We start from the raw sequence: 18,594 nt of genomic DNA, 5'->3' as shown, positions 1-18,594 counted from the left end.
CGCCTCCGTACTCTTATAATTCGGAAATTGTAGATGGTAGTGAAAGGAAAAGGCAACCTATTTGTGCCTTGCCATTAAACCATCCGTAGGGTGGGTACCCTGTGCCCACGCGGGTCTGACAGCGAATGGTAGGCAGAGGACGGCCTCCTGATACACCACTCAATGTATTGCCACTTGTTTAGCAAAGGGCGGTGCGTCCCCTCCCCTTCAAGGGGAGGGACAGGGTGAGGATGGGGTGCGAACAAACAGCAAAAGGAGGAACCCTTGCGGATTCCCCCTTTGAAGTGCTGAATGAACGGCTTTCCGGCAGCGGATTAACGCTTGGAGAACTGGAAGCTTGCGCGGGCAGCTTTCTTGCCGTATTTCTTTCTTTCTTTGATGCGCGAATCGCGGGTGATGAAACCAGCCTTTTTGAGGGTACCACGCAGTTCGGCTTCGGCCTCGATGAGGGCCTTGGTGATCCCGTGCTTGATGGCACCGGCCTGGCCGGAGTCGCCGCCGCCTTTGACGGTGACGAAGATGTCGTACTTGCCGACGTTGTCGGTCAGCTCAAGCGGCTGCTTGACGATCATCTTGGAGGTTTCCCTGCCGAAGTACTGGTCGAGGGATTTGGTGTTCACCGTGATCTCACCGGAGCCCGGCTTGATCCAAACCCTGGCGATCGAGGATTTCCTTTTTCCCGTAGCGTAAAAGCTCACTGCCATTTTATATCTCCTGATGTACGAATTAGATGTTCAGAGTTTTCGGCTGCTGGGCGGCATGCGGATGAGCAGAGCCGGAGTAGATCTTGAGCTTCTTCAGCATGTGACGGGCAAGCTTGTTCTTCGGAAGCATACCCTTGACCGCTTTCTTGAGGAGCTCTTCCGGCTTCTTGTCAAGAAGCTTGCCGGCAGTGATCTCTTTGAGGCCACCGGGGAAAGCGGAGTGGCTGTAGTAGGTCTTGTCGGAGAATTTCTTCCCGGTCAGGGCGATCTTCTCGGCGTTGACGACGATCACGAAGTCGCCGGTATCGACACTCGGAGTAAAGGTCGGCTTGTTTTTGCCACGCAGGACGTTGGCGATTTCGGTGGCAACACGGCCGAGGACCTTATTATCCACATCAACCAGGTACCAATCCCTGGTCACTTCTTCTTTTTTGGCAACTTGCGTCGTCTTCATTGAAACCTCACAGCTATCTGGAATTAGCAAACGCTACTATGGGAAATTCGGAAATTGAAAATTTAATCGATTTGCCCGGACATGTCAACATAAAAACTCGGATAAAGTTTACGGCATCCTGAAAGCCTCTTCCGGGTAGAAGACTTCCATCAGACAAAGCCCTTGCGGCGGGGCGGTAATGCCGGCATCGGGGCGATCTCCTTCCAGTAGCAGCCGGCGGATATCCTCGGGCGTTCTCCGCCCCAGCCCCACCTCCACCAGGGTACCGGTCATGATGCGGACCATGTTTTTCAAAAAGCCCGTGCCGTTGATGTCGAGGTGAAGAAGCCCCCCCTCCCGGACCAAGTCGAACGAGTTGATCCTCCGGATGGTGGTCTTGGCTGCGCACCTCGCCCCCTGGAAGGCGAGGAAATCGTGCTCGCCGACAAACTCGTCGGCAGCCTTCTCCATAGCGAAAACATCCACCGGTCCCGGCACCCGCCACGAGCTGTGCCTGACCAAGGGCGAACGGAGGCGGTCAAGAAGGAGCGTGTACCGGTAATGCTTGGCTACCGCATCGGCGCGCGGGTTGAACTCCAGCGGGACCTCGCAGGCATCGCGCACGGCGATATCCTCCGGGAGCAGGGTATTCAGCCCCTCGCGAAAAGCGCGCAACGGCATCCCCTTCTCCGTTCTGAAGCAGGCCACCATGCCGCGGGCATGGACACCGGCATCGGTCCGCCCGGAGGAGCGTAACCGCGGCGGCTCCCCCAGCATGCGGCCGAGCGCCTCCTCCATGACCTCCTGGACGGAAAGCCCGTTCGGCTGGATCTGCCACCCGGCATAGGCGGTGCCGTCGTATTCGACGATGAGCTTGATGTTACGCATACGGCCCCGGAGTGCTTACAGGTATTTCTCGATGAGGATCTCGGCGATCTGTACCGCATTGGTGGCGGCACCCTTGCGGAGGTTATCGGCCACGATCCAGAGGTTGAGGCCGTTTTCGACCGACTCGTCTTCACGGATGCGGCCGACCAAGGTAGCGTCGTCACCGGCCGCATTGATCGCCATCGGGTACTCGCTCTCCTCGGGATCGTCGACGAGCTCGACACCCGGGGCGCTCTTGAGAAGCTTCCTCGCCTCGGCCACGGTCAGCTTCTTCTCGGTCTCGATGTTGACCGACTCGGAATGACCGAAGAAGACCGGCACCCTGACGCAGGTGGCGGTGGTCTTGATGTCCGCCCCCATGATCTTCCTGGTCTCGTTCACCATCTTCATCTCTTCCTTGGTGTAGCCGTTGTCACAGAAGGAATCGATCTGCGGCAGGCAGTTGAAGGCGATCTGGTGCGGATAGACCTTGTTCTCCGCGGGGCGCCCGTTCAAAAGCTCTCCGGCCTGGATCCTCAGCTCGTCGATCGCCTTGTTGCCGGTGCCGGAAACGGCCTGGTAGGTGGAGACCACGATCCTCTTGATGGTCGCGGCGTCGTGCAGCGGCTTGAGGGCGACCACCATCTGGATGGTCGAGCAGTTGGGGTTGGCGATGATCCCCTTCTTCCTGAACTCGGCGATGGCCTCCGGATTCACCTCCGGGACCACGAGCGGGACATCCTTGTCCATGCGCCAGGCGGAGGAGTTGTCGATGCAGACCGCGCCGGCCTTCACGGCGGCGGGGCAGAATTCCTCGGAACGCGCACCGCCCGCGGAGAAGAGGGCGATATCGATCCCGTTGAAGGAATCATGGGTCAGTTCTTCCACCTCGATGGAGTCGCCGCGGAACTCGAGAAACTCTCCGGCGCTCCGTTTGCTGGCCAGGAACTTGATCTTCCCGACAGGGAAGTCCCGCTCATCGAGGCACTCGATCATCTGCGCACCCACGGCGCCGGTGGCGCCCACGATGGCTATGTTAAAAAGCCTGCTCATATCATCTCCTTGTTGTCGGTACTCATAGGGTGGGCAGACCTCCCACCAATTCCTACTCGAGACCGGATAGCAATTCCGGCCGGGGCCCCTGCCGAGACCGCGTGGGCACGGGGTGCCCACCCTACGTCGGCGTGGGCTCAAGAGGGAGAAAAAACCGCCCTCACCCGCCCTTCGGGCACCCTCTCCCCCGAAGGGGCGAGGGTATATCATTCGGGGAGAGGGGCAGGGGGGAGGGAGTATTTTCCTCCGGCCGCACCTAAAAAGAGAAGCGCGCCCCGCAAGGGGACGCGCTCCTTCCTGCTCGTATGTGAGGGAGAGACTACCTCTCCTTCAGGATCTGCAGCATGCGGCGCAGCGGTTCGGCGGCACCCCAAAGGAGCTGGTCGCCGCAGGTGAAGGCGGTGACGTACTCCGGTCCCATCTTCATCTTGTGCAGACGGCCGACCGGCACGGTGAGGGAGCCGGAAACGGCGGTCGGGGTGAGCTGGGCCAGGGTGTCGGGCTTGTTGTTGGGAACATACTTCACCCACTGGTTGTCGTTCTTGATCATCTCCTCGAGGTCGGCGATCGGAACGTCCTTCTTGAGCTTGATGGTCAGGGCCTGGCTGTGGCAGCGCATGGCGCCCACGCGGACGCAGAGGCCGTCGACCGGGATCGGGGTGGTGGTGCCGAGGATCTTGTTGGTCTCGGCGTACCCTTTCCACTCCTCGCGGCTCTGGCCGTCTTCCACTTCACGGTCGATCCAGGGGAGGACGCTACCGGCGAGCGGGAAGCCGAACTCCTTCACCGGCATATCGCCGCCCCTCAAGGTGGCGGTGACCTTCTTGTCGATCTCGAGGATGGCGGAGGAGGGATTCTTCAGCTCCTCGGCAACCGCCGCGTTCAAGACGCCCATCTGGGAGAGGAGCTCACGCATGTTGGGAGCGCCCGCGCCTGAGGCGGCCTGGTAGGTCATGGAGGAAATCCACTCCACCACGCCGGCGCGGAAGAGTCCGCCGAGGCCCATGAGCATGAGGCTCACGGTGCAGTTGCCGCCGATGTAATCCTTGATCCCCTTGGCGAGCGCGGCGTCGATGACGTTGCGGTTGACCGGGTCGAGGATGATGACGGCATCCGACTCCATGCGCAGGGTGGAAGCAGCATCGATCCAGTAGCCGTTCCAGCCGGCCTTGGCGAGCTCCGGGCGGACCGCCTTGGTGTAGTCGCCCCCCTGGCAGGTGATGATCACGTCGAGCTTTTTGAGCTCGTTGATATCAGAGGCGTCTTTCAGGGTCCCAGCGTTCATCGGGGCAGGCTGCCCCACCTGGGAGGTGGTGAAGAATACCGGCTCGATACCGGCGAAATCGTTCTCCTCCTGCATGCGCTGCATAAGGACGGAGCCAACCATGCCACGCCAACCGACAAGTCCGACTTTCATAGTTCGTTCCTCTTCTGTTAGTTTATGAGAGAGTGGTTGAATGATTACGGTAACTACGGTCTTTCTTTCCAGTATTCAGGATCTCGATGTAAATGCATTACTGAGAAAACTACGATCTTATTTTCTACGACCCTGAAAATTATCCCATAGGGGAATATTCTGAGAACGCAGCGACGCACGTCGCCGTGAAGCACCTGATACTGGAAAGGATTGATCCTTATCCTGGTGAAGGCATCCTGGACAGAGGCAAGAAACCTACTGCCCAGCATTTTTTGTTTCCTCTCATAGAAAGCGGCGGCGTCAACCATCTCTGCATCAGCCGCGGCCACCAATTCAAGCGGCATTCGTCCCGCCCGGCGGCGCCTCATTCCGGAACAATGCGTTCTATTGCCGCATAGGCGCGGGCTATGGCTTCATCGGCATCGACCAATTCCGCCCGTCCCTCGTCGTATTCAGCACATCGCCTCAGTATTTCCTCGCGCCATGCAGGGGAAAGTTCTGAACTGTCATCCACATCCAAGCTTTCAATCAGTTGCTCCGCGAGCATCGCACGCATGGAGGGGGGGAGTTGAAGAGCTTCCGTCACAATTTTTTTCATCGATGCCTTCATGCTCCCCCCATTGAAGGGTTACAGGTTCGCGATGATCGCGTCGCCGATCTCCTTGGTGTTGACGAGCTTCTCGCCATCCTTCTGCTGGTAGATGTCGCGGGTACGGTAACCCTGGTCGAGCACCTTGGCCACCGCGCTGTCGATGGCGTCGGCCGCCTCCACCATCCCGAAGGAGTAGCGGAGCATCATGCCGGCGGAGAGGATCTGGGCGATCGGGTTGGCGACACCCTGGCCGGCGATGTCCGGGGCACTGCCGCCGGAGGGCTCGTACATACCGAAGGAGCCTTCAGCCAGGGAGGCGGAGGGGAGCATGCCGAGGGAGCCGGTGAGCATCGCGGCCTCGTCGGAGAGAATGTCGCCGAACATGTTTTCGCAGAGGATGACGTCGAATTGCTTCGGCCACTTTACCAGCTGCATGGCGGCGTTGTCCACGTACATGTGAGTGAGCTCGACGTCCGGGTACTCCTTGGCGATGCCGATCACCACTTCACGCCACAGCACCGAGGTGGAGAGGACGTTGGCCTTGTCGATGGAGCAGACCTTCTTGCCGCGCTTTCTGGCCGCCTGGAAGGCGACGTGGGTGATGCGCTCGATCTCGGGAACACTGTAGCGCATGGTGTCGACACCGACGCGCTCGCGCCCTTCCCCTTCGATCCCTTTGGGCTGGGAGAAGTAGATGCCGCCGGTCAGCTCGCGAATGACCAGGACGTCGAAGCCCCCCGCGATGACCTCTTCCTTGAGCGAAGAGGCGCCGGTCAGGGACGGGAAGATGATGGCCGGACGCAGGTTCGCGTAGAGGCCGAAGATCTTGCGAAGCGGCAAAAGGGCGCCGCGCTCCGGCTGCTCGTCGGGAGGCAGGCTTTCCCATTTCGGACCGCCCACCGAGCCGAAGAGGATGGCGTCGGCGTTCTTGCAGATGTTAACGGTGGTTTCGGGAAGCGCGCGCCCCTCGAGGTCGATGCCGGCACCGCCGACGTTTGCGTGAGTGCGCTCGAACTTCACCTCGTAGCGTTTCTCGATCGCGTCCAGCACCTTCAGCGCCTCGGCCATAACCTCGGGGCCAATGCCGTCACCAGGAAGAACCGCCACTTTGAAAAGCTTTCCCATTTATAAAACCTCCACGTTGTTATTAAATTCGCGATTCTATTAGTGCAGACACTGGATTGTCAACACAAAAAAGGCCGTCAAACAAAGGTTTAACGGCCCCAATTACAGCTATGCGAACAGCCAGTTACGGCGCCTTGATCTCCTCGCTCTTCGTCCTGAGCTTCTTGACCAGTGCGGGGTACCCCTGGTTGTTGATGATACGGTTGAACTGTCCCCGGTAGTTGGAGACGAGGCTCACCCCTTCAATCACCACGTCGTACACCATCCATCTCCCGTTTTTTAGCAGGAGCCGGTAATCCAGTGCATACTCATCCCCCTTGGGAGCTATGACTTTCGACCTCACCTCCGCATGCGGTCCATCCACAGATTCGTTCAGGTAGACAATCTTCTCGTTATGATAGGACTCGATCTTTCCCGCGTAGGAGTTCTGCAAAAGCGTCTCGAACAGGGAGACGAACTCCGCGCGCTCCTGGGGGCTCCGCTCCTTCCAGTGGGTTGCCAGCGAGCGCTGGGCCATCTCCCCGTAGTCGAAGATCCGGTCGATCGACTGCTTGAGTGCCTGCCGGCGCTGCTTTTCCTTCTGCGGCTTTTTCAGCTCAGGATTCGAGACGATCCTGACCACCTCGTCGACCACCTGCTTGACCTCGGTGGTAGGCGAGGCATAGCCATTGGCGGGGGTGACAACGCCAAGAAAAAAGACCATGACCAGTGACATCAATGATGACTTCATACTCATTCCTCCCAACCAGGTACAGCCACATCTCCGCACAACTTGCGGTTTATATTCATGAGTGTTATGGTACCATCTTTGTATTCCTGCGGGGTAGAGCATATCATCCGGCACTGATTCAGCAACCGGATTAGCCATCGCAATCCCGACCTGTTGGAGCGACCTGAGCCATGAATGGTCTCCCTTGCCATGCCACGTTCATTTCAATTCTCGCCCCTTTCACCACGGGCGTCTTCCGGAGGAATCATGCCGTTACTCCCTCGACCGCTACTTCTTGCCGCCTGCCTCGGGCTCTTCGCCCTCACCGCCTGCTCGACTGCGCCAAAGCACCGTCTCATGGGTAATCCCGAGAATCCCTATCCGCTGGAGACGCCCCCCAAGGTGGGGGAGATCGTCCACCTCGCCACCGGCGTCAAGGTGAGCACCGAGGAGATGCTCGATATCGCCGGCGACTCTCGGGTGGTCTACGTCGGCGAGACGCATGACAATCCGGCCTCCCACCGCCTGCAGCTTCTGACCCTGAAGGGAATGGAGCTGCGCCATCCTGGCCAGACCGCCCTCGGGATGGAGATGTTCACCCGGTCGCAGCAGCCGATCCTGGACCGCTGGGTGGCGGGGGAGCTGGACGAAAAGACCTTCGTCAAAACGTCCAAGTGGTACGACAACTGGCGGATGGACTTCGACTACTACCGCGACCTGCTCCTCTTCTGCCGCGACAAGCACATCCCGGTGGTGGGGTTGAACGCGGACAAGAGCCTCGTGCAGGCGGTGAGGAGCAAGCCGCTTGCGGAACTCACCCCGGAAGAGAAGGCGCAGCTGCCCGAATTCGACATGAACGACCCCTACCAGCGCGGGATGACCGAAAGCATGTTCCAGGGCCACGCCCACGGGAAGATGGCGGTGGAGGCCTTCCTGCGGGCTCAGACCTTGTGGGACGAGACCATGGCCGAGTCTGCGGTCCGCTTCCTGAAAAGCCCGCTCGGCAAGGGGCGCCACCTCGTGGTGATCGCAGGGGGCAACCATATCAACTACGGATTCGGCATCCCCCGCCGGGTCTTCCGGCGGCTACCCACCTCGTACACCCTGATCGGCGGGAGCGAGATCAGCATCTCCGAAGGGAAAGTCCCCGAGTACATGGACGTCACCATCCCGGACTTCCCGATGCGCCCCTACGATTTCCTCGCCTTCGTCTCGTATGAGCAGCTGCAGAAACAGATCCTGCTCGGCGTGGCATACGAGCCGGAACCGAACGGCAAAGGGCTCAAGGTACAGACCGTGGTCCCCGATTCCAACGCCGCCCGCGCCGACATCAAGGCCGGCGACATCCTTACCGCCATGGACGGCGAGCCGCTCACCGACGGCTACGACCTCTCGTTCGGCATCAAGAAGAAAAACCCCGGCGACCACGGGACCATCGAGCTGCTGCGCGACGGCAAACCGATGAAGGTCGACGTGGAGTTCCGCGGCACCGGCGGGGCCGCCGCCCCGGCAGCAGGTGCGCCCCCTGCCGCCACCGAAACCCATCCCAAAGAGAAACCGTGACCGGCCGGTCCCAAGGAGAATGCCCGTGATTCGCCCCCGCTCTCTCCGGGTACTTGCCCTCTCGGTACTGGTCGCGCTCTGGGTGAGCCTGCCGCTCAACGCCCTGGCCGGCTCGCGCGACATCCTCTGGGATATCATCGGCAACTGCCTCGACCCCTCTGCCGCCGACTACTGCGCCAAGTGCCGGGCGCCCCGCGCGGAAACCGCCTGCGCAGCCGAGAATTTCTGCAAGGAGACCACCGAGGTCTGGGCGGAGACCGCCGACTTCGTAGCGGTCCGCGACCGCAAGATGTGCGGCTGCCCTTCCGGCTTCGTCCATGGGCTGGCCATCCCCCGCGCCAAGGTGACCGGCGTGGAGGATCCCCGGCGTCCGGCCGCCATCTGGGAGTTCGCCTGGGCCACCGGTCGCTCGAAGATTCCCGAGGAGGACTGGCTCACCGTCGTCGTCAATCCCCGCGGCGGCCGCAGTCAGGACCAGATGCACCTGCACATGGTGAGGCTCAAGAAGGACGCCCGCAGCCGCTTCCCCTCCTACCCCACCGCCCGGGCAAGCGACCTCTCCAAGGTATGGGACACCGCGAGCCGCCTCGCCTGCGACGCGAACCTCTCCGAGTACGGCGTCCTCGTGGCCCGGGCTCCCGAGGGGGGATTCGTCGTGCTGGTCGATCCCGGCAGCCCCGAAAAGGACTTCGTCCAGGAGCGTTGCCTCCCGAACCAACCACACCAACCGTGAGGAGCCGATAGCATGACCGCACCTTCGACAGGGCCGCACCAGTTCGCCATGCCGGGCTGGATCAGCACCGCCCCCTTCGAACAACTGCTGAACATGACGATCCATTGCGCCGAAGACGGCAAAGCGACCCTTTCCATGCCCTTTTACCAGGAGTATTGCAACGGGGCGGGGCTCATGCACGGCGGAGCGCTGGTGAGCCTGGCGGACACCGCCGTCGTCATGGCCATCAAAAGCCTCGTCGAACCCGGCTCCCACTTCGCCACCATCAAGATGGAGGTGAGCTTTCTCCACCCGGTAAAAAAAGGGGTGGTGACCGCCCGTGCCGAGGTGGTTTCCCGGGAGGAGAGGGTCATCCGGGGGATCACCACCGTCTACGACGACGAGGAGCGGGGAGTGATGGAATTCCGCTCCACCTTCAAGATAGCTCGCGACGTCAAGGTCCGCGGCATTACCTTCGGAGACCAGACCACCTGACCGTCATCGCCCGCCACGCTCGAGGGTAATCTCGTGTCCCGGGGAGATCCGCCTCCGCAGCCGCGTCCCCTCTACACAAGGTGTTGACGCCCGGGGTCCGACGTGACATAGTTGTCGCCGAAATTATCCATTTTTTCATACAGTTAGCACGTGGAGCACGCGATGAGGGCCAGGCTTCGGCGGGGAGCCGCCAGGGAAACCCGGAAAATTGTCGTCATCTATGCCCTGTTCGGGAGCGCCTGGATCTTCTTTTCCGATACCCTGGTCTCCGAAATGATCGAGAGCAGGGAAGTCATCGCCCGCCTGTCCGTCTTCAAAGGGCTCCTCTTCATCCTCTTCACCTCGTTGATGCTTCACCAGTTGATCGGGCGCTTCGGCAGGCGTAACGCCGAGACCATCGAACAACTGGCCGAAAGCGAAGAACGCTTCCAGACCATCTACCACAACGTCAACGACGCCATCTTCATCCACGACTCCAAAGACGGCACCATCCTCGACGTGAACCAGACCATGTGCGCCATGTACGGTTACACGCGTGAGGAGGCCCTGAAACTCTCCGTACACGACATAAGCCTCGGCCGAGCCCCTTACTCGCAGGCGGAGGCCATGGTCCACCTCGAGAGGGCGGCCGGAGGAGAGGTCTCGGTATTCGAGTGGCTTTGTCGAAGGAAGGACGGCACGCTCTTCTGGACCGAGGTCAACATGCGGGGGGCCGCCATCCGAGGGGAACCAAGGGTCATCGTGGTGGTTCGTGACATCACCGCCCGGAAGGAGAGCGAGGAGGCGCTCAAGAAGAACGAGGAGGCGCTCAAGGGGATGATGGAGCAGATGCCGACCGGGGTAGCCTGGACGGACGAAACCGGCACCTTTGCCTACCTCAACCGCTGTCTCATCGACTGGCTCGGCTACACCATCGAGGACGTTCCCGCCATCGAACAGCTGTTGGTTCGCGCCTTTCCCGAGGCCACCTACCGGGGTACCGTACGGGAGGCCTGGAACCGCGCCCTTCTGGCTGCCCGGAAGGGCTACGGCGCCATCCCCCCGGTGGAGGGGACGGCCACCTGCAAGGACGGCTCGCGCCGTCACCTGATCATCAACATCCGGCTGGTACACAACCGTTTCCTCTACATCTTCACCGACCTCACCCGCTGGGAGGCGATGCAGTCCGAGATCCTGAAGACCCAGAAACTGGAGTCCCTCAGCATCCTGGCCGGCGGGATCGCCCACGATTTCAACAACATCCTCACCGGCATCCTGGGGAATCTCTCCTTCATGGGGCTTCTCCTCGACCCCTCCCACCCGGCCCGCCAGTCGCTCGGGTACGCCGAAAAGGCCTCGCTGCGAGCCGCCGAGCTGGCCCACCAACTCCTCACCTTCGCCAAGGGGGGAAACCCGGTGAAGAAAGCGGTCTCGGTGAAGGAGTTGGTCAAGGAGTCCCTCTCCTTGGCACTGCGGGGATCCAACTCGAAGGCGGTGGTCGAACTCCCGGAGGGCATCGACTGCATCGAGGCCGACGAGGGGCAGATGAACCAGGTCTTCAACAACGTCATCATCAATGCGCTGCAGGCGATGCCGGGGGGCGGAACCCTTACGGTGAGCGGAGAGAACGTAGAACTGGGGGAGGACAGCGGGGTGCTGCTGCCCCCGGGAAAGTACGTGAAGATCAGCTTCAGCGACCAGGGATGCGGGATTGCGAAGGAAGAGGTACAGAGGATCTTCGATCCCTTCTACACGACCAAGGCCGGGGGGACCGGACTGGGGCTCGCCTCGGTCCATTCCATCATCGGCAAGCATAACGGCAAGGTCGAGGTCTCTTCGGTGATCGGCGAGGGAACCACCTTCACCTTCTATCTCCCGGCCTGTCACCGCTCGCCAGGCGACGCGGCCGCGCCCGACGGCGACGCGGAACAGGTGGAGGCTCCCCGGGGAAGGATCCTGGTGATGGACGACGAGGAAGCGATCCGGCTCCTTACCGGCGATATCCTCAACCACTTCGGGTATGAGGTGGTGGCCTGCGCTACCGGCGAGGAGGCCGTTCATATCCATCAGGAAGCGGTGGAAGAGGGGAAGGGATTCGCCGCCGCGATCATGGATCTCACCGTTCCGGCGGGGATGGGTGGAAAGGAAGCTGCCAAACTTATTCTCGCCCTCGATCCCGAGGCATCGCTTATCGTGTCGAGCGGGTACAGTAACGATCCGGTGATGGCCAGCCACCGGGATTACGGATTTCAGGCCGCCATCACGAAACCCTACGGCTGGACCGAAATCAGGGAGGCCCTCCGCCAGTTGCCGCAAAAAAACTGACGCACCTCCTACTCCGCCTTCTCAAGCGCCAGCACTTCGTTGTCCACCCCCACCTACTCCACTTTTCCCACCGCCCGCGCCAGGTTGGCCATGGCCATGTTGTAGTTGTACACCGCCTGGAAATAGGCGGCCCGCATCTTCGCGTATTGCTGGAGGGCGTCGAAGATATCCTTGGCGGGTCCCACCCCGAAGTCGAAGTTGGCCAGCGCCGTCACCGCCCACTTCTTCGAGTTCTCATACCCCTTCCTGGTCGCCTCGATGGCGGCGGCCGCCTCCACCCCCTCGTCATAGAACTTGGTCACCTCCAGGGGGATATTCTCCTCGGCAAACTGCTTCGTAGAGATCAGCCGGTCGTACTGCGCCTGCTCCTGGGAGATCTTGGCGGAAGTGATGCCGAAATCGAGCTTCCATTTGAGCCCGAGCGCCGCGCCGGCCCAGAAGTGGTTGAACTCGTCGGGCACCCAGGGGTTGTTTATCCGGTCGCGTCCCGGAGAGTCGGCGGCCGAAAGGGTGGCGCCGAGAAAGAAGTCGGGGTAGCGCGCCGCCTTGGCACCGGCGACCAACTCCTCACGGGCCTTCAGCCCCTCCCGCACCTGCACGAACTCCGGACGGCCGTCCTTGGCCTTGGCCACATACTCGTCCAGCGGGGCCAGCTGGTCGGCCACCCGGGTGAGCCGCTCGTCGGCGATCTCCAGCGGCTGATCCGGGGAGAGACCGATCCGCGCCTTGAGGGCCGACAGCGCGAGCGTCTCCCCTTTGTTCGCCTCGGCGAGATACTTCTCGACCTCGCCTCCGAAGGCGTCCAGTTTGTAGACATCGGACTCCTCGACGTTCGACGAGTTCTGGTCGAGGAGTTTCTGCGCCTTCTTCTTGGCGTCGTCGAGGTCATCCCGCACCTCGGCCAGCAGGGATTTCAGCTCGCGGGCCAGCAGCACTCCGTAGTAGTACTCCTTCACCTTGACCGCGATCTCGTTGCGCTTTTGCTCCCTGCGCGCCTTCTCCACCTCGATGCCATGGGTGGCCGCTGACATGGCGTGGGAGAGTTTCCCGAAGCTGTAGATCGGCTGGACCAGGAGGACGTCCGCGCGGGAGAACCAGGTGAGGTCGGTGGAGTCGATGCTGTCGGGAGAACTGACCTGGTTCCCCCTGGCGCGCGGCACCGGCCCGATCAAGCCGAGGACGTCCACCTGCGGCCATCGCCACCCCTTGGCCTCGGAGAGTTTTCCGCTCATGAGCTCCACATCGGCCTGGGCCTCACCCAACTCAGGTGCGTGGATCATCGCCCTTTCCAGGCACTCCTTCAACCCCAAGCCCCCCTGCGGCGCCGCGAGAGCCGGGGTGACGGACAGGCCGATGAGGGCCGCAAAGGAAGCAGCAAGAGAGAGGAAAGGCAGTTTCATCCTCTGGATATTGCCAAGCTGCAATCTCATCACTCTCATATTCACGTCCTCCATTCCCCCTCCCCCGGAGGGAAGGGGCCAGGGGGTGGGGAAAACCCGCCTCAAGGCCAAGCCGTGCATGTAAGGAGCGTGCCGCTTAAAGTACCTTCTCCCTCAAGAAGGAGAGGGGGCTCTCCCTCCGGGAAAATCACCCTTGTCCCCCTTTCGCAAAGAGGGAGACGCTTGGTGAGGGCCAGCCCTTAATCAACCTGACCGTGGATGTACTTGCTGAGGAGTTCCTCCAGATCGACCGACGACTCCGTCTCGCGGATGAGGCCCCCCTCGCCGATGATGGTCTCCGATCCCCCGGGCTTAAGGAGGATGAACTTGTCGCCGATGATCCCGCGCGTGCGCACCGAGGCGATCACGTCGTCCTGGAGTTTCACCGATCGCTGAAGCTTGAGGACGACCCGCGCCCTCCCCGCCTGCTTGGGATCGAGGCCGATGCTGTCCACCTGTCCCACCTCCACACCGGCGATCTCCACCGAGGCCCCCTTCTTGAGCCCCGATACCGAGTCGAAGAGGGCGTAGACCCGGTAGTTGTCCCCCCCGACGATCTCCAGCTTGCCGAGCCGGATCGAGAGGTAGCCGAGACAGAGAATCCCTACCAGCACGAAGATCCCGACCAGCATGTCCAAGCTAACCTTTTTGGTGTCCATGACGTTTGCCTCAAGCCTCGCTATCTGATCAGCCGGATCGGCCCGTCCAGGCTGCCGCTTATGAACTGGCGCACCACCGGATTGGTGGAACCCTGCACCTGCGCGGGAGTGCCGCTTTCGATGATCTTCCCGCGGTAGAGAACGGCTACCCGGTCGGAAATGTCGAAGATCTCGGGAATCTCGTGGGAGACCACCACCGCCGTGTAGCCGAAGCGGCCGTGGGTTTCCTTGATCATCTGGTGGATGGCGCGGCAGATCACCGGATCGAGCCCGGTGGTCGGCTCGTCGAAGAGGATGATGGCCGGGTCCATGAGGAGCGCGCGGGCGAGCCCCACCCTCTTCTTCATCCCCCCCGACAGCTCGTCCGGGTACTTCCGCTCCACGTCAGGGAGCCCGACGTGGGAGAGGGCCTCCCGGACCCTTTGGGCGATCTCCGCGTCCGAGAGCCTGGTCTTCTCCTGCAGCGGGAACGCCACGTTCTCGAAGACGGTGAGCGAGTCGAACAGGGCGGCGTTTTGGAAGAGCATGCCGAACTTCTCGCGCACCCGGTTGAGGGCGACCCTCCCCATGCCGGAGATCTCCTCGCCGTCCACCGTCACCGTTCCGGCCTCCGGCTTCAAAAGGCCGATCATGTGCTTCAGGAGCACGCTCTTCCCCTCGCCCGAGGGGCCGATGATGGCAGTGATGAGGCCGGTCTCGATCTCGAGGTCCAATTGGTCGAGGACCACCTGGCTGCCGAACGATTTTGTCACCCGCTCCAGTTTGATCATGGCGTCACAAAAGTACCGAGGTTATGAAGTAGTCCCAGATCAGGATCATGACGCTCGACATCACTACCGCGGTGGTGGTCGCCCTCGACACCCCCTCGGCTCCGTGTCCGGTGTAGTACCCCTTGTAGCAACAGATCCAGGAAACGATCCCCCCGAAGCAGATGGACTTGATCACCCCCGAGTAGACGTCCTTCCACTCCACGCTCTTTTGCATCTCCCCGAAGTACGCGCCGGGATTGACCCCGAGGAGTTTCACGCCGACCAGGTACCCGCCCCAGATACCGACCACATCGAAGATGGCGCAAAGAAGCGGCAAGGCGAGCAGCGAGGCCACCAGCTTGGGCGCCACCAGGTACTTGAACGGCTCGAGCGCCATGGTCTCCAGGGCGTCGATCTGCTCGGAGATCCGCATGATGCCGATTTCCGCGCTGATGGCGCTGCCGGCCCGCCCGGTCACCATGAGAGCGGAGAGGACCGGGCCAAGCTCCCGGATAAGGGAGAGGGCCACCGCCACCCCGAGCATCCCTTCGGAGCCGAACTTGGTCAGCGTGTAGTATCCCTGGAGCCCCAGCACCATCCCGGTGAAGGCGGCAGTCAGCACGATGACAAAGGAGGAGCGGACGCCGATGAAAATCATCTGCTTCAGCACGTGCCGTGGGTGCCCGGGAGACTTGATGGCGATGTAGAAGGCATAGAGGATGAAGTTGAACATCCTCCCCATTTCAGCGAGGCCGGCAAGAGTGAGTGCACCGATTTTCCGAGTCAGAGTGATCATCGCTTTACCAATCAAAAGAGCCACACTGAAAGTGTAAGAGATGGGTCGGAATTGGCAAGGCAGGCGAAAGAGTAGGAAGGAATGAGATCCCGCGACGAGAGGATGCTAGGGCCGGGAAGGTGAGCCCTCTCCCGGGGGGGAGAGGGGCGCCGGATCAATGCTTCTCCCCCCAAAGCTCCTTGAGCCGGTAGATCCGTCCGCAGTTGTCGTGGTACTGCTTGTAGCGGTACGGCTCCTTCTTGTAGTACTGCTGATGGTATTCCTCGGCCTCGAAGAACTCCCCCGCCGGAACGATCTCGGTGGCGATCGGACGTTCGAAGGTATAGGCCTCCAGCACTTCGCGCAGGGTATCCTCAGCGATCCGCTTCTGATTCTCGTCGAGGTAGAAGATCGCGGTCCGGTACTGGGTTCCGTAGTCGCAGAACTGGCGGTTACGGGTGGTGGGATCGATATTGCGCCAGAAGACCCGCACCAGCTCGCGGTAGCTGACCTTGGCGGGATCGAAGTGGATCCTCACCGCCTCGGCGTGGCCGGTTTCCCCTTGGCAGACCTCCTGGTAGCTCGGATTGGGAACGTCCCCGCCGATGTACCCCGGCATCACCGAAACCACCCCGTCGATCTTGTCGAACACCGGCTCCATGCACCAGAAACATCCCCCGGCAAAGATGGCGGTCTCCAATCCTTTGGCCGCTGCATTCATGTACGCCTCCTGACACCGTGGGCTCCCTCTCTCAAAGGGAGCCAAACGAAGATGCCATAAATAGTAGATGGCGAACTCCCCCCTGTAAAGAAGCGCCCCCGTCTTCCCTCGCCTGAGACGCGACGGGGGCCGGGCGCTTCCTCTCATACCTCGCCTAAGAGGCGACAGTGGCCGAGCCCTTCCTCTTATACCCTCGCCCCTTCAGGGGCGAGGAACAGGGATATCGTGGGAGGGAGAGAACGCCTGCTGAAGCTATTAGTGACGTGCGGATACGGGGAGGGACTCGATACAGATGAGCAACAAAGCAAAGACCCCGGCAGGGAATCCACCGGGGTCTCAGTGAGCAGGCGAAGGGAGTTGGAAATCAGCCGGTAACCGCGATGACCTCTTCGTAGGTGGTGATCCCTTCCAGCATCTTCCGGATGGCGAGCTCGCGCAGCGGGACCATCCCGTCGCGGCGGGCGGCGTCCTGGAGCGGGGCCAGGTCCATATGGTCGGTGATGACACCCTTGGTGATCTCGTTCACGTCCATGACCTCGAAGATGCCGGTCCTCCCCTTGTAGCCGGTCCCCCGGCATTCGGGGCACCCCTCGCCGTAGGAGATCTTGTGGCTCCCCTTGAGTCCCAGGTACTCCCGCTCCTCCTGAGAGATGGGGCGATCCTTCTTGCAGGCCGGACAGATTTTCCTCAGGAGCCTCTGCGCGATGACCCCGATGACGGTGGAGGAGATCAGGAAGGCCGGGATTCCCAGGTCCAAAAGTCGCGTGATGGAGGAAGGGGAATCGTTGGTGTGCAGGGTGGAAAGCACCAGGTGGCCGGTCAGTGCCGCCTGCACCGCGTTCTCGGCCGTCTCGTGGTCGCGGATCTCGCCGATCATGATGATGTCGGGGTCCTGCCGGAGGATGTTTCTCAGCACCTTGTCGAAGGTCACGCCGATCGAGGCCTGGACCCCCACCTGGTTGAACTCCTCCATCACCATCTCGATCGGGTCCTCGACCGTCACGATGTTGACCTCGGGGCTGGAAAGGGTCCGCAGCGTCGAGTAGAGGGTGGTGGTCTTGCCGCTGCCGGTCGGGCCGGTGACCAGGATGATCCCGTTGGGGCGGCGGATGTAGGAGTTGTAGAGCTGGTACTCGCGCGGGTAGAAACCCACATGGTCGAGGTCCTGCATCAGGACGTCGGGGTCGAAGATCCTGATGACCACCTTCTCGCCGAAGGCCACCGGAAGGGTCGAGACACGGAGCTCGATCTCCTTGTCGCCGTGGGCGGTCTTGATGCGGCCGTCCTGGGGGCGCCGTTTCTCGGCCAGGTCCATGCGGGAGAGCATCTTGATGCGGGATACCATCGGGGGATGAAGCTGTTTCGGGATGGCGTGGATGTTATGGAGCACGCCGTCCACCCGAAGCCTCACGAGCGACTTCTCGCGCTTGGGCTCGATGTGGATATCGCTGGCCCGCTGGTCGAAGGCATACTGGAGGAGGAACTCGACCGCCGAGACGATGTTGCGGTCGGTGCTCTCGATCTCGTGCCCCATCTTCAGCCGCACGAACTGCTCGAGGTTGCCGAGGTCCACGGAGGGGCCGACCTCGACCTCGGCCGCCTTCACCGAGGCGCGGAAGCCGAAGAACTCCCGGAGGATCTTGAGGATGTCGTTGCGGGAGGCGAGCACCCGGCGGAAATCCATCCGGGTGAAGTTCTTGAGCTCCTCGATGACCTCGTCGTTGAAGGGATCGGCGACCGCGATGGTCAGTACGCCGTCGGCGAGAGCGACCGGCACGATCAGGTTCTTGAGGGCAAAGGGGCGGGAGATGTGGGCGGTGACCAGCTCCAGGTCGAGCTTCATCGGATTGATCTTCAGGTAGGGGAGCCCGACCGCCGAAGCCAGCATCTCGGTGATGGTGTCCTCGGTGAGGATCTTCCCCGCGGCCCCCGCCACCTCCAGGTTGAAGGAGGCGATCACCTCGGCAGGAGAGGGTTTCTCGGGGCCCTGCTGCAGCCGGCGGGAGTAGCCCGCCTGCTGGGCCCCCACCAGGCGCTGGGCCTGCGCCTCCCCTTTGGTCAGCACGAGGTCGAACTGCTCCTGGTCTATCAGTCCGCGCTGCAAAAGCATCTGACCGAGGTTCTTGAGAGTCACCGTCTTCTTTTTGTGCATGAAGGTGTCCTTTTTGGCCGGTACCGATACGGCAGTATCAGCCAGAACCCAAGTAAAGTCAAGGGGCTGGGCCGTTGACAACGCCGAGGCGGCCGATATCATTAAGGCGTATGTGCCGCTTCGGG

At 61.5% G+C, this 18,594-nt stretch carries 19 protein-coding genes; 4 read left to right on the top strand and 15 right to left on the bottom strand.

What is annotated here, in order from left to right:
• Positions 1 to 314 precede the first annotated feature (314 nt).
• From rpsI to ACYVL5_RS06490, 9 genes are all read right to left on the bottom strand, one after another.
• On the bottom strand, positions 315 to 704 hold the full coding sequence (gene rpsI, locus ACYVL5_RS06530; protein WP_460594750.1) for a 30S ribosomal protein S9: 390 nt from the start codon (positions 702 to 704) through the stop codon (positions 315 to 317).
• Between the two features lie 22 nt (positions 705 to 726).
• The gene (gene rplM, locus ACYVL5_RS06525) at positions 727 to 1,158 is read right to left on the bottom strand and encodes a large ribosomal subunit protein uL13 (RefSeq protein WP_460594749.1); all 432 of its coding nucleotides are present in this window, start codon (positions 1,156 to 1,158) and stop codon (positions 727 to 729) included.
• Positions 1,159 to 1,266: 108 nt separating this feature from the next.
• Entirely contained in the window at positions 1,267 to 2,025 is a 759-nt protein-coding gene (truA, locus tag ACYVL5_RS06520) for a tRNA pseudouridine synthase A (RefSeq protein ID WP_460594748.1), read from the bottom strand.
• Between the two features lie 15 nt (positions 2,026 to 2,040).
• Entirely contained in the window at positions 2,041 to 3,057 is a 1,017-nt protein-coding gene (locus tag ACYVL5_RS06515) for an aspartate-semialdehyde dehydrogenase (protein ID WP_460594747.1), read from the bottom strand.
• Positions 3,058 to 3,376: 319 nt separating this feature from the next.
• Positions 3,377 to 4,474: an aspartate-semialdehyde dehydrogenase gene (gene asd, locus ACYVL5_RS06510; RefSeq protein ID WP_460594746.1), complete on the bottom strand. Its 1,098-nt coding sequence runs from the start codon at positions 4,472 to 4,474 to the stop codon at positions 3,377 to 3,379.
• A gap of 53 nt (positions 4,475 to 4,527) precedes the next feature.
• Entirely contained in the window at positions 4,528 to 4,818 is a 291-nt protein-coding gene (locus ACYVL5_RS06505) for a type II toxin-antitoxin system RelE/ParE family toxin (protein WP_460594745.1), read from the bottom strand.
• Positions 4,819 to 4,838: 20 nt separating this feature from the next.
• Positions 4,839 to 5,084, bottom strand: a complete 246-nt coding sequence (locus ACYVL5_RS06500; RefSeq protein WP_460594744.1) for an addiction module protein — start codon at positions 5,082 to 5,084, stop codon at positions 4,839 to 4,841.
• A gap of 18 nt (positions 5,085 to 5,102) precedes the next feature.
• Positions 5,103 to 6,191 carry a 3-isopropylmalate dehydrogenase gene (leuB, locus tag ACYVL5_RS06495; protein WP_460594743.1) on the bottom strand — a complete coding sequence of 363 codons (1,089 nt, stop codon included), beginning with the start codon at positions 6,189 to 6,191 and terminating at the stop codon, positions 5,103 to 5,105.
• 124 nt (positions 6,192 to 6,315) lie between these two features.
• On the bottom strand, positions 6,316 to 6,921 hold the full coding sequence (locus ACYVL5_RS06490; RefSeq protein ID WP_460594742.1) for an MlaC/ttg2D family ABC transporter substrate-binding protein: 606 nt from the start codon (positions 6,919 to 6,921) through the stop codon (positions 6,316 to 6,318).
• A 246-nt stretch (positions 6,922 to 7,167) separates the two neighbouring features.
• Here ACYVL5_RS06490 and ACYVL5_RS06485 point away from each other — a divergent pair, with 246 nt between their 5' ends.
• The 4 genes from ACYVL5_RS06485 to ACYVL5_RS06470 all read left to right on the top strand — a co-directional run bounded on the left by ACYVL5_RS06485 (position 7,168) and on the right by ACYVL5_RS06470 (position 11,974).
• A complete protein-coding gene (locus ACYVL5_RS06485) occupies positions 7,168 to 8,463 on the top strand; it encodes a ChaN family lipoprotein (RefSeq protein WP_460594741.1) in 1,296 nt (431 codons plus the stop codon).
• 25 nt (positions 8,464 to 8,488) lie between these two features.
• Positions 8,489 to 9,196 carry a CDP-diacylglycerol diphosphatase gene (locus tag ACYVL5_RS06480; RefSeq protein ID WP_460594740.1) on the top strand — a complete coding sequence of 236 codons (708 nt, stop codon included), beginning with the start codon at positions 8,489 to 8,491 and terminating at the stop codon, positions 9,194 to 9,196.
• 12 nt (positions 9,197 to 9,208) lie between these two features.
• Positions 9,209 to 9,670 (top strand): PaaI family thioesterase, encoded by a 462-nt coding sequence (locus ACYVL5_RS06475; RefSeq protein WP_460594739.1) that lies wholly within the window; start codon positions 9,209 to 9,211, stop codon positions 9,668 to 9,670.
• A 162-nt stretch (positions 9,671 to 9,832) separates the two neighbouring features.
• A complete protein-coding gene (locus ACYVL5_RS06470) occupies positions 9,833 to 11,974 on the top strand; it encodes a PAS domain-containing hybrid sensor histidine kinase/response regulator (RefSeq protein WP_460594738.1) in 2,142 nt (713 codons plus the stop codon).
• 53 nt (positions 11,975 to 12,027) lie between these two features.
• Here the strand turns inward: ACYVL5_RS06470 and ACYVL5_RS06465 are convergent, their stop codons facing one another.
• The 6 genes from ACYVL5_RS06465 to ACYVL5_RS06440 form a co-directional block, all read right to left on the bottom strand.
• Positions 12,028 to 13,413 carry a TolC family protein gene (locus tag ACYVL5_RS06465; RefSeq protein WP_460594737.1) on the bottom strand — a complete coding sequence of 462 codons (1,386 nt, stop codon included), beginning with the start codon at positions 13,411 to 13,413 and terminating at the stop codon, positions 12,028 to 12,030.
• A 200-nt stretch (positions 13,414 to 13,613) separates the two neighbouring features.
• Positions 13,614 to 14,072 (bottom strand): outer membrane lipid asymmetry maintenance protein MlaD, encoded by a 459-nt coding sequence (gene mlaD, locus ACYVL5_RS06460; protein ID WP_460594736.1) that lies wholly within the window; start codon positions 14,070 to 14,072, stop codon positions 13,614 to 13,616.
• A gap of 20 nt (positions 14,073 to 14,092) precedes the next feature.
• Positions 14,093 to 14,842, bottom strand: a complete 750-nt coding sequence (locus tag ACYVL5_RS06455) for an ABC transporter ATP-binding protein (protein WP_460594735.1) — start codon at positions 14,840 to 14,842, stop codon at positions 14,093 to 14,095.
• A gap of 4 nt (positions 14,843 to 14,846) precedes the next feature.
• Positions 14,847 to 15,617: an MlaE family ABC transporter permease gene (locus ACYVL5_RS06450; RefSeq protein ID WP_460594734.1), complete on the bottom strand. Its 771-nt coding sequence runs from the start codon at positions 15,615 to 15,617 to the stop codon at positions 14,847 to 14,849.
• Positions 15,618 to 15,771: 154 nt separating this feature from the next.
• Positions 15,772 to 16,317, bottom strand: coding sequence for a peptide-methionine (S)-S-oxide reductase (msrA, locus tag ACYVL5_RS06445; protein ID WP_460594733.1), 546 nt, complete (start codon positions 16,315 to 16,317; stop codon positions 15,772 to 15,774).
• 364 nt (positions 16,318 to 16,681) lie between these two features.
• Positions 16,682 to 18,469, bottom strand: coding sequence for a GspE/PulE family protein (locus ACYVL5_RS06440; RefSeq protein ID WP_460594732.1), 1,788 nt, complete (start codon positions 18,467 to 18,469; stop codon positions 16,682 to 16,684).
• Between the last annotated feature and the right edge of the window lie 125 nt (positions 18,470 to 18,594).

This window comes from Geomonas sp. Red276, assembly GCF_054784495.1.
This window is presented reverse-complemented; position numbering and strand designations above follow the sequence as displayed.

What these genes read in the sequence shown, in the direction of transcription:
- rpsI (WP_460594750.1), bottom strand. Translation starts at nt 704, where the DNA reads ATGGCAGTGAGCTTTTACGCTACGGGAAAAAGGAAATCCTCGATCGCC.
- rplM (WP_460594749.1), bottom strand. Translation starts at nt 1,158, where the DNA reads ATGAAGACGACGCAAGTTGCCAAAAAAGAAGAAGTGACCAGGGATTGG.
- truA (WP_460594748.1), bottom strand. Translation starts at nt 2,025, where the DNA reads ATGCGTAACATCAAGCTCATCGTCGAATACGACGGCACCGCCTATGCC.
- ACYVL5_RS06515 (WP_460594747.1), bottom strand. Translation starts at nt 3,057, where the DNA reads ATGAGCAGGCTTTTTAACATAGCCATCGTGGGCGCCACCGGCGCCGTG.
- asd (WP_460594746.1), bottom strand. Translation starts at nt 4,474, where the DNA reads ATGAAAGTCGGACTTGTCGGTTGGCGTGGCATGGTTGGCTCCGTCCTT.
- ACYVL5_RS06505 (WP_460594745.1), bottom strand. Translation starts at nt 4,818, where the DNA reads ATGCCGCTTGAATTGGTGGCCGCGGCTGATGCAGAGATGGTTGACGCC.
- ACYVL5_RS06500 (WP_460594744.1), bottom strand. Translation starts at nt 5,084, where the DNA reads ATGAAGGCATCGATGAAAAAAATTGTGACGGAAGCTCTTCAACTCCCC.
- leuB (WP_460594743.1), bottom strand. Translation starts at nt 6,191, where the DNA reads ATGGGAAAGCTTTTCAAAGTGGCGGTTCTTCCTGGTGACGGCATTGGC.
- ACYVL5_RS06490 (WP_460594742.1), bottom strand. Translation starts at nt 6,921, where the DNA reads ATGAAGTCATCATTGATGTCACTGGTCATGGTCTTTTTTCTTGGCGTT.
- ACYVL5_RS06485 (WP_460594741.1), top strand. Translation starts at nt 7,168, where the DNA reads ATGCCGTTACTCCCTCGACCGCTACTTCTTGCCGCCTGCCTCGGGCTC.
- ACYVL5_RS06475 (WP_460594739.1), top strand. Translation starts at nt 9,209, where the DNA reads ATGACCGCACCTTCGACAGGGCCGCACCAGTTCGCCATGCCGGGCTGG.
- ACYVL5_RS06470 (WP_460594738.1), top strand. Translation starts at nt 9,833, where the DNA reads ATGAGGGCCAGGCTTCGGCGGGGAGCCGCCAGGGAAACCCGGAAAATT.
- ACYVL5_RS06465 (WP_460594737.1), bottom strand. Translation starts at nt 13,413, where the DNA reads ATGAGAGTGATGAGATTGCAGCTTGGCAATATCCAGAGGATGAAACTG.
- mlaD (WP_460594736.1), bottom strand. Translation starts at nt 14,072, where the DNA reads ATGGACACCAAAAAGGTTAGCTTGGACATGCTGGTCGGGATCTTCGTG.
- ACYVL5_RS06455 (WP_460594735.1), bottom strand. Translation starts at nt 14,842, where the DNA reads ATGATCAAACTGGAGCGGGTGACAAAATCGTTCGGCAGCCAGGTGGTC.
- ACYVL5_RS06450 (WP_460594734.1), bottom strand. Translation starts at nt 15,617, where the DNA reads ATGATCACTCTGACTCGGAAAATCGGTGCACTCACTCTTGCCGGCCTC.
- msrA (WP_460594733.1), bottom strand. Translation starts at nt 16,317, where the DNA reads ATGAATGCAGCGGCCAAAGGATTGGAGACCGCCATCTTTGCCGGGGGA.
- ACYVL5_RS06440 (WP_460594732.1), bottom strand. Translation starts at nt 18,469, where the DNA reads ATGCACAAAAAGAAGACGGTGACTCTCAAGAACCTCGGTCAGATGCTT.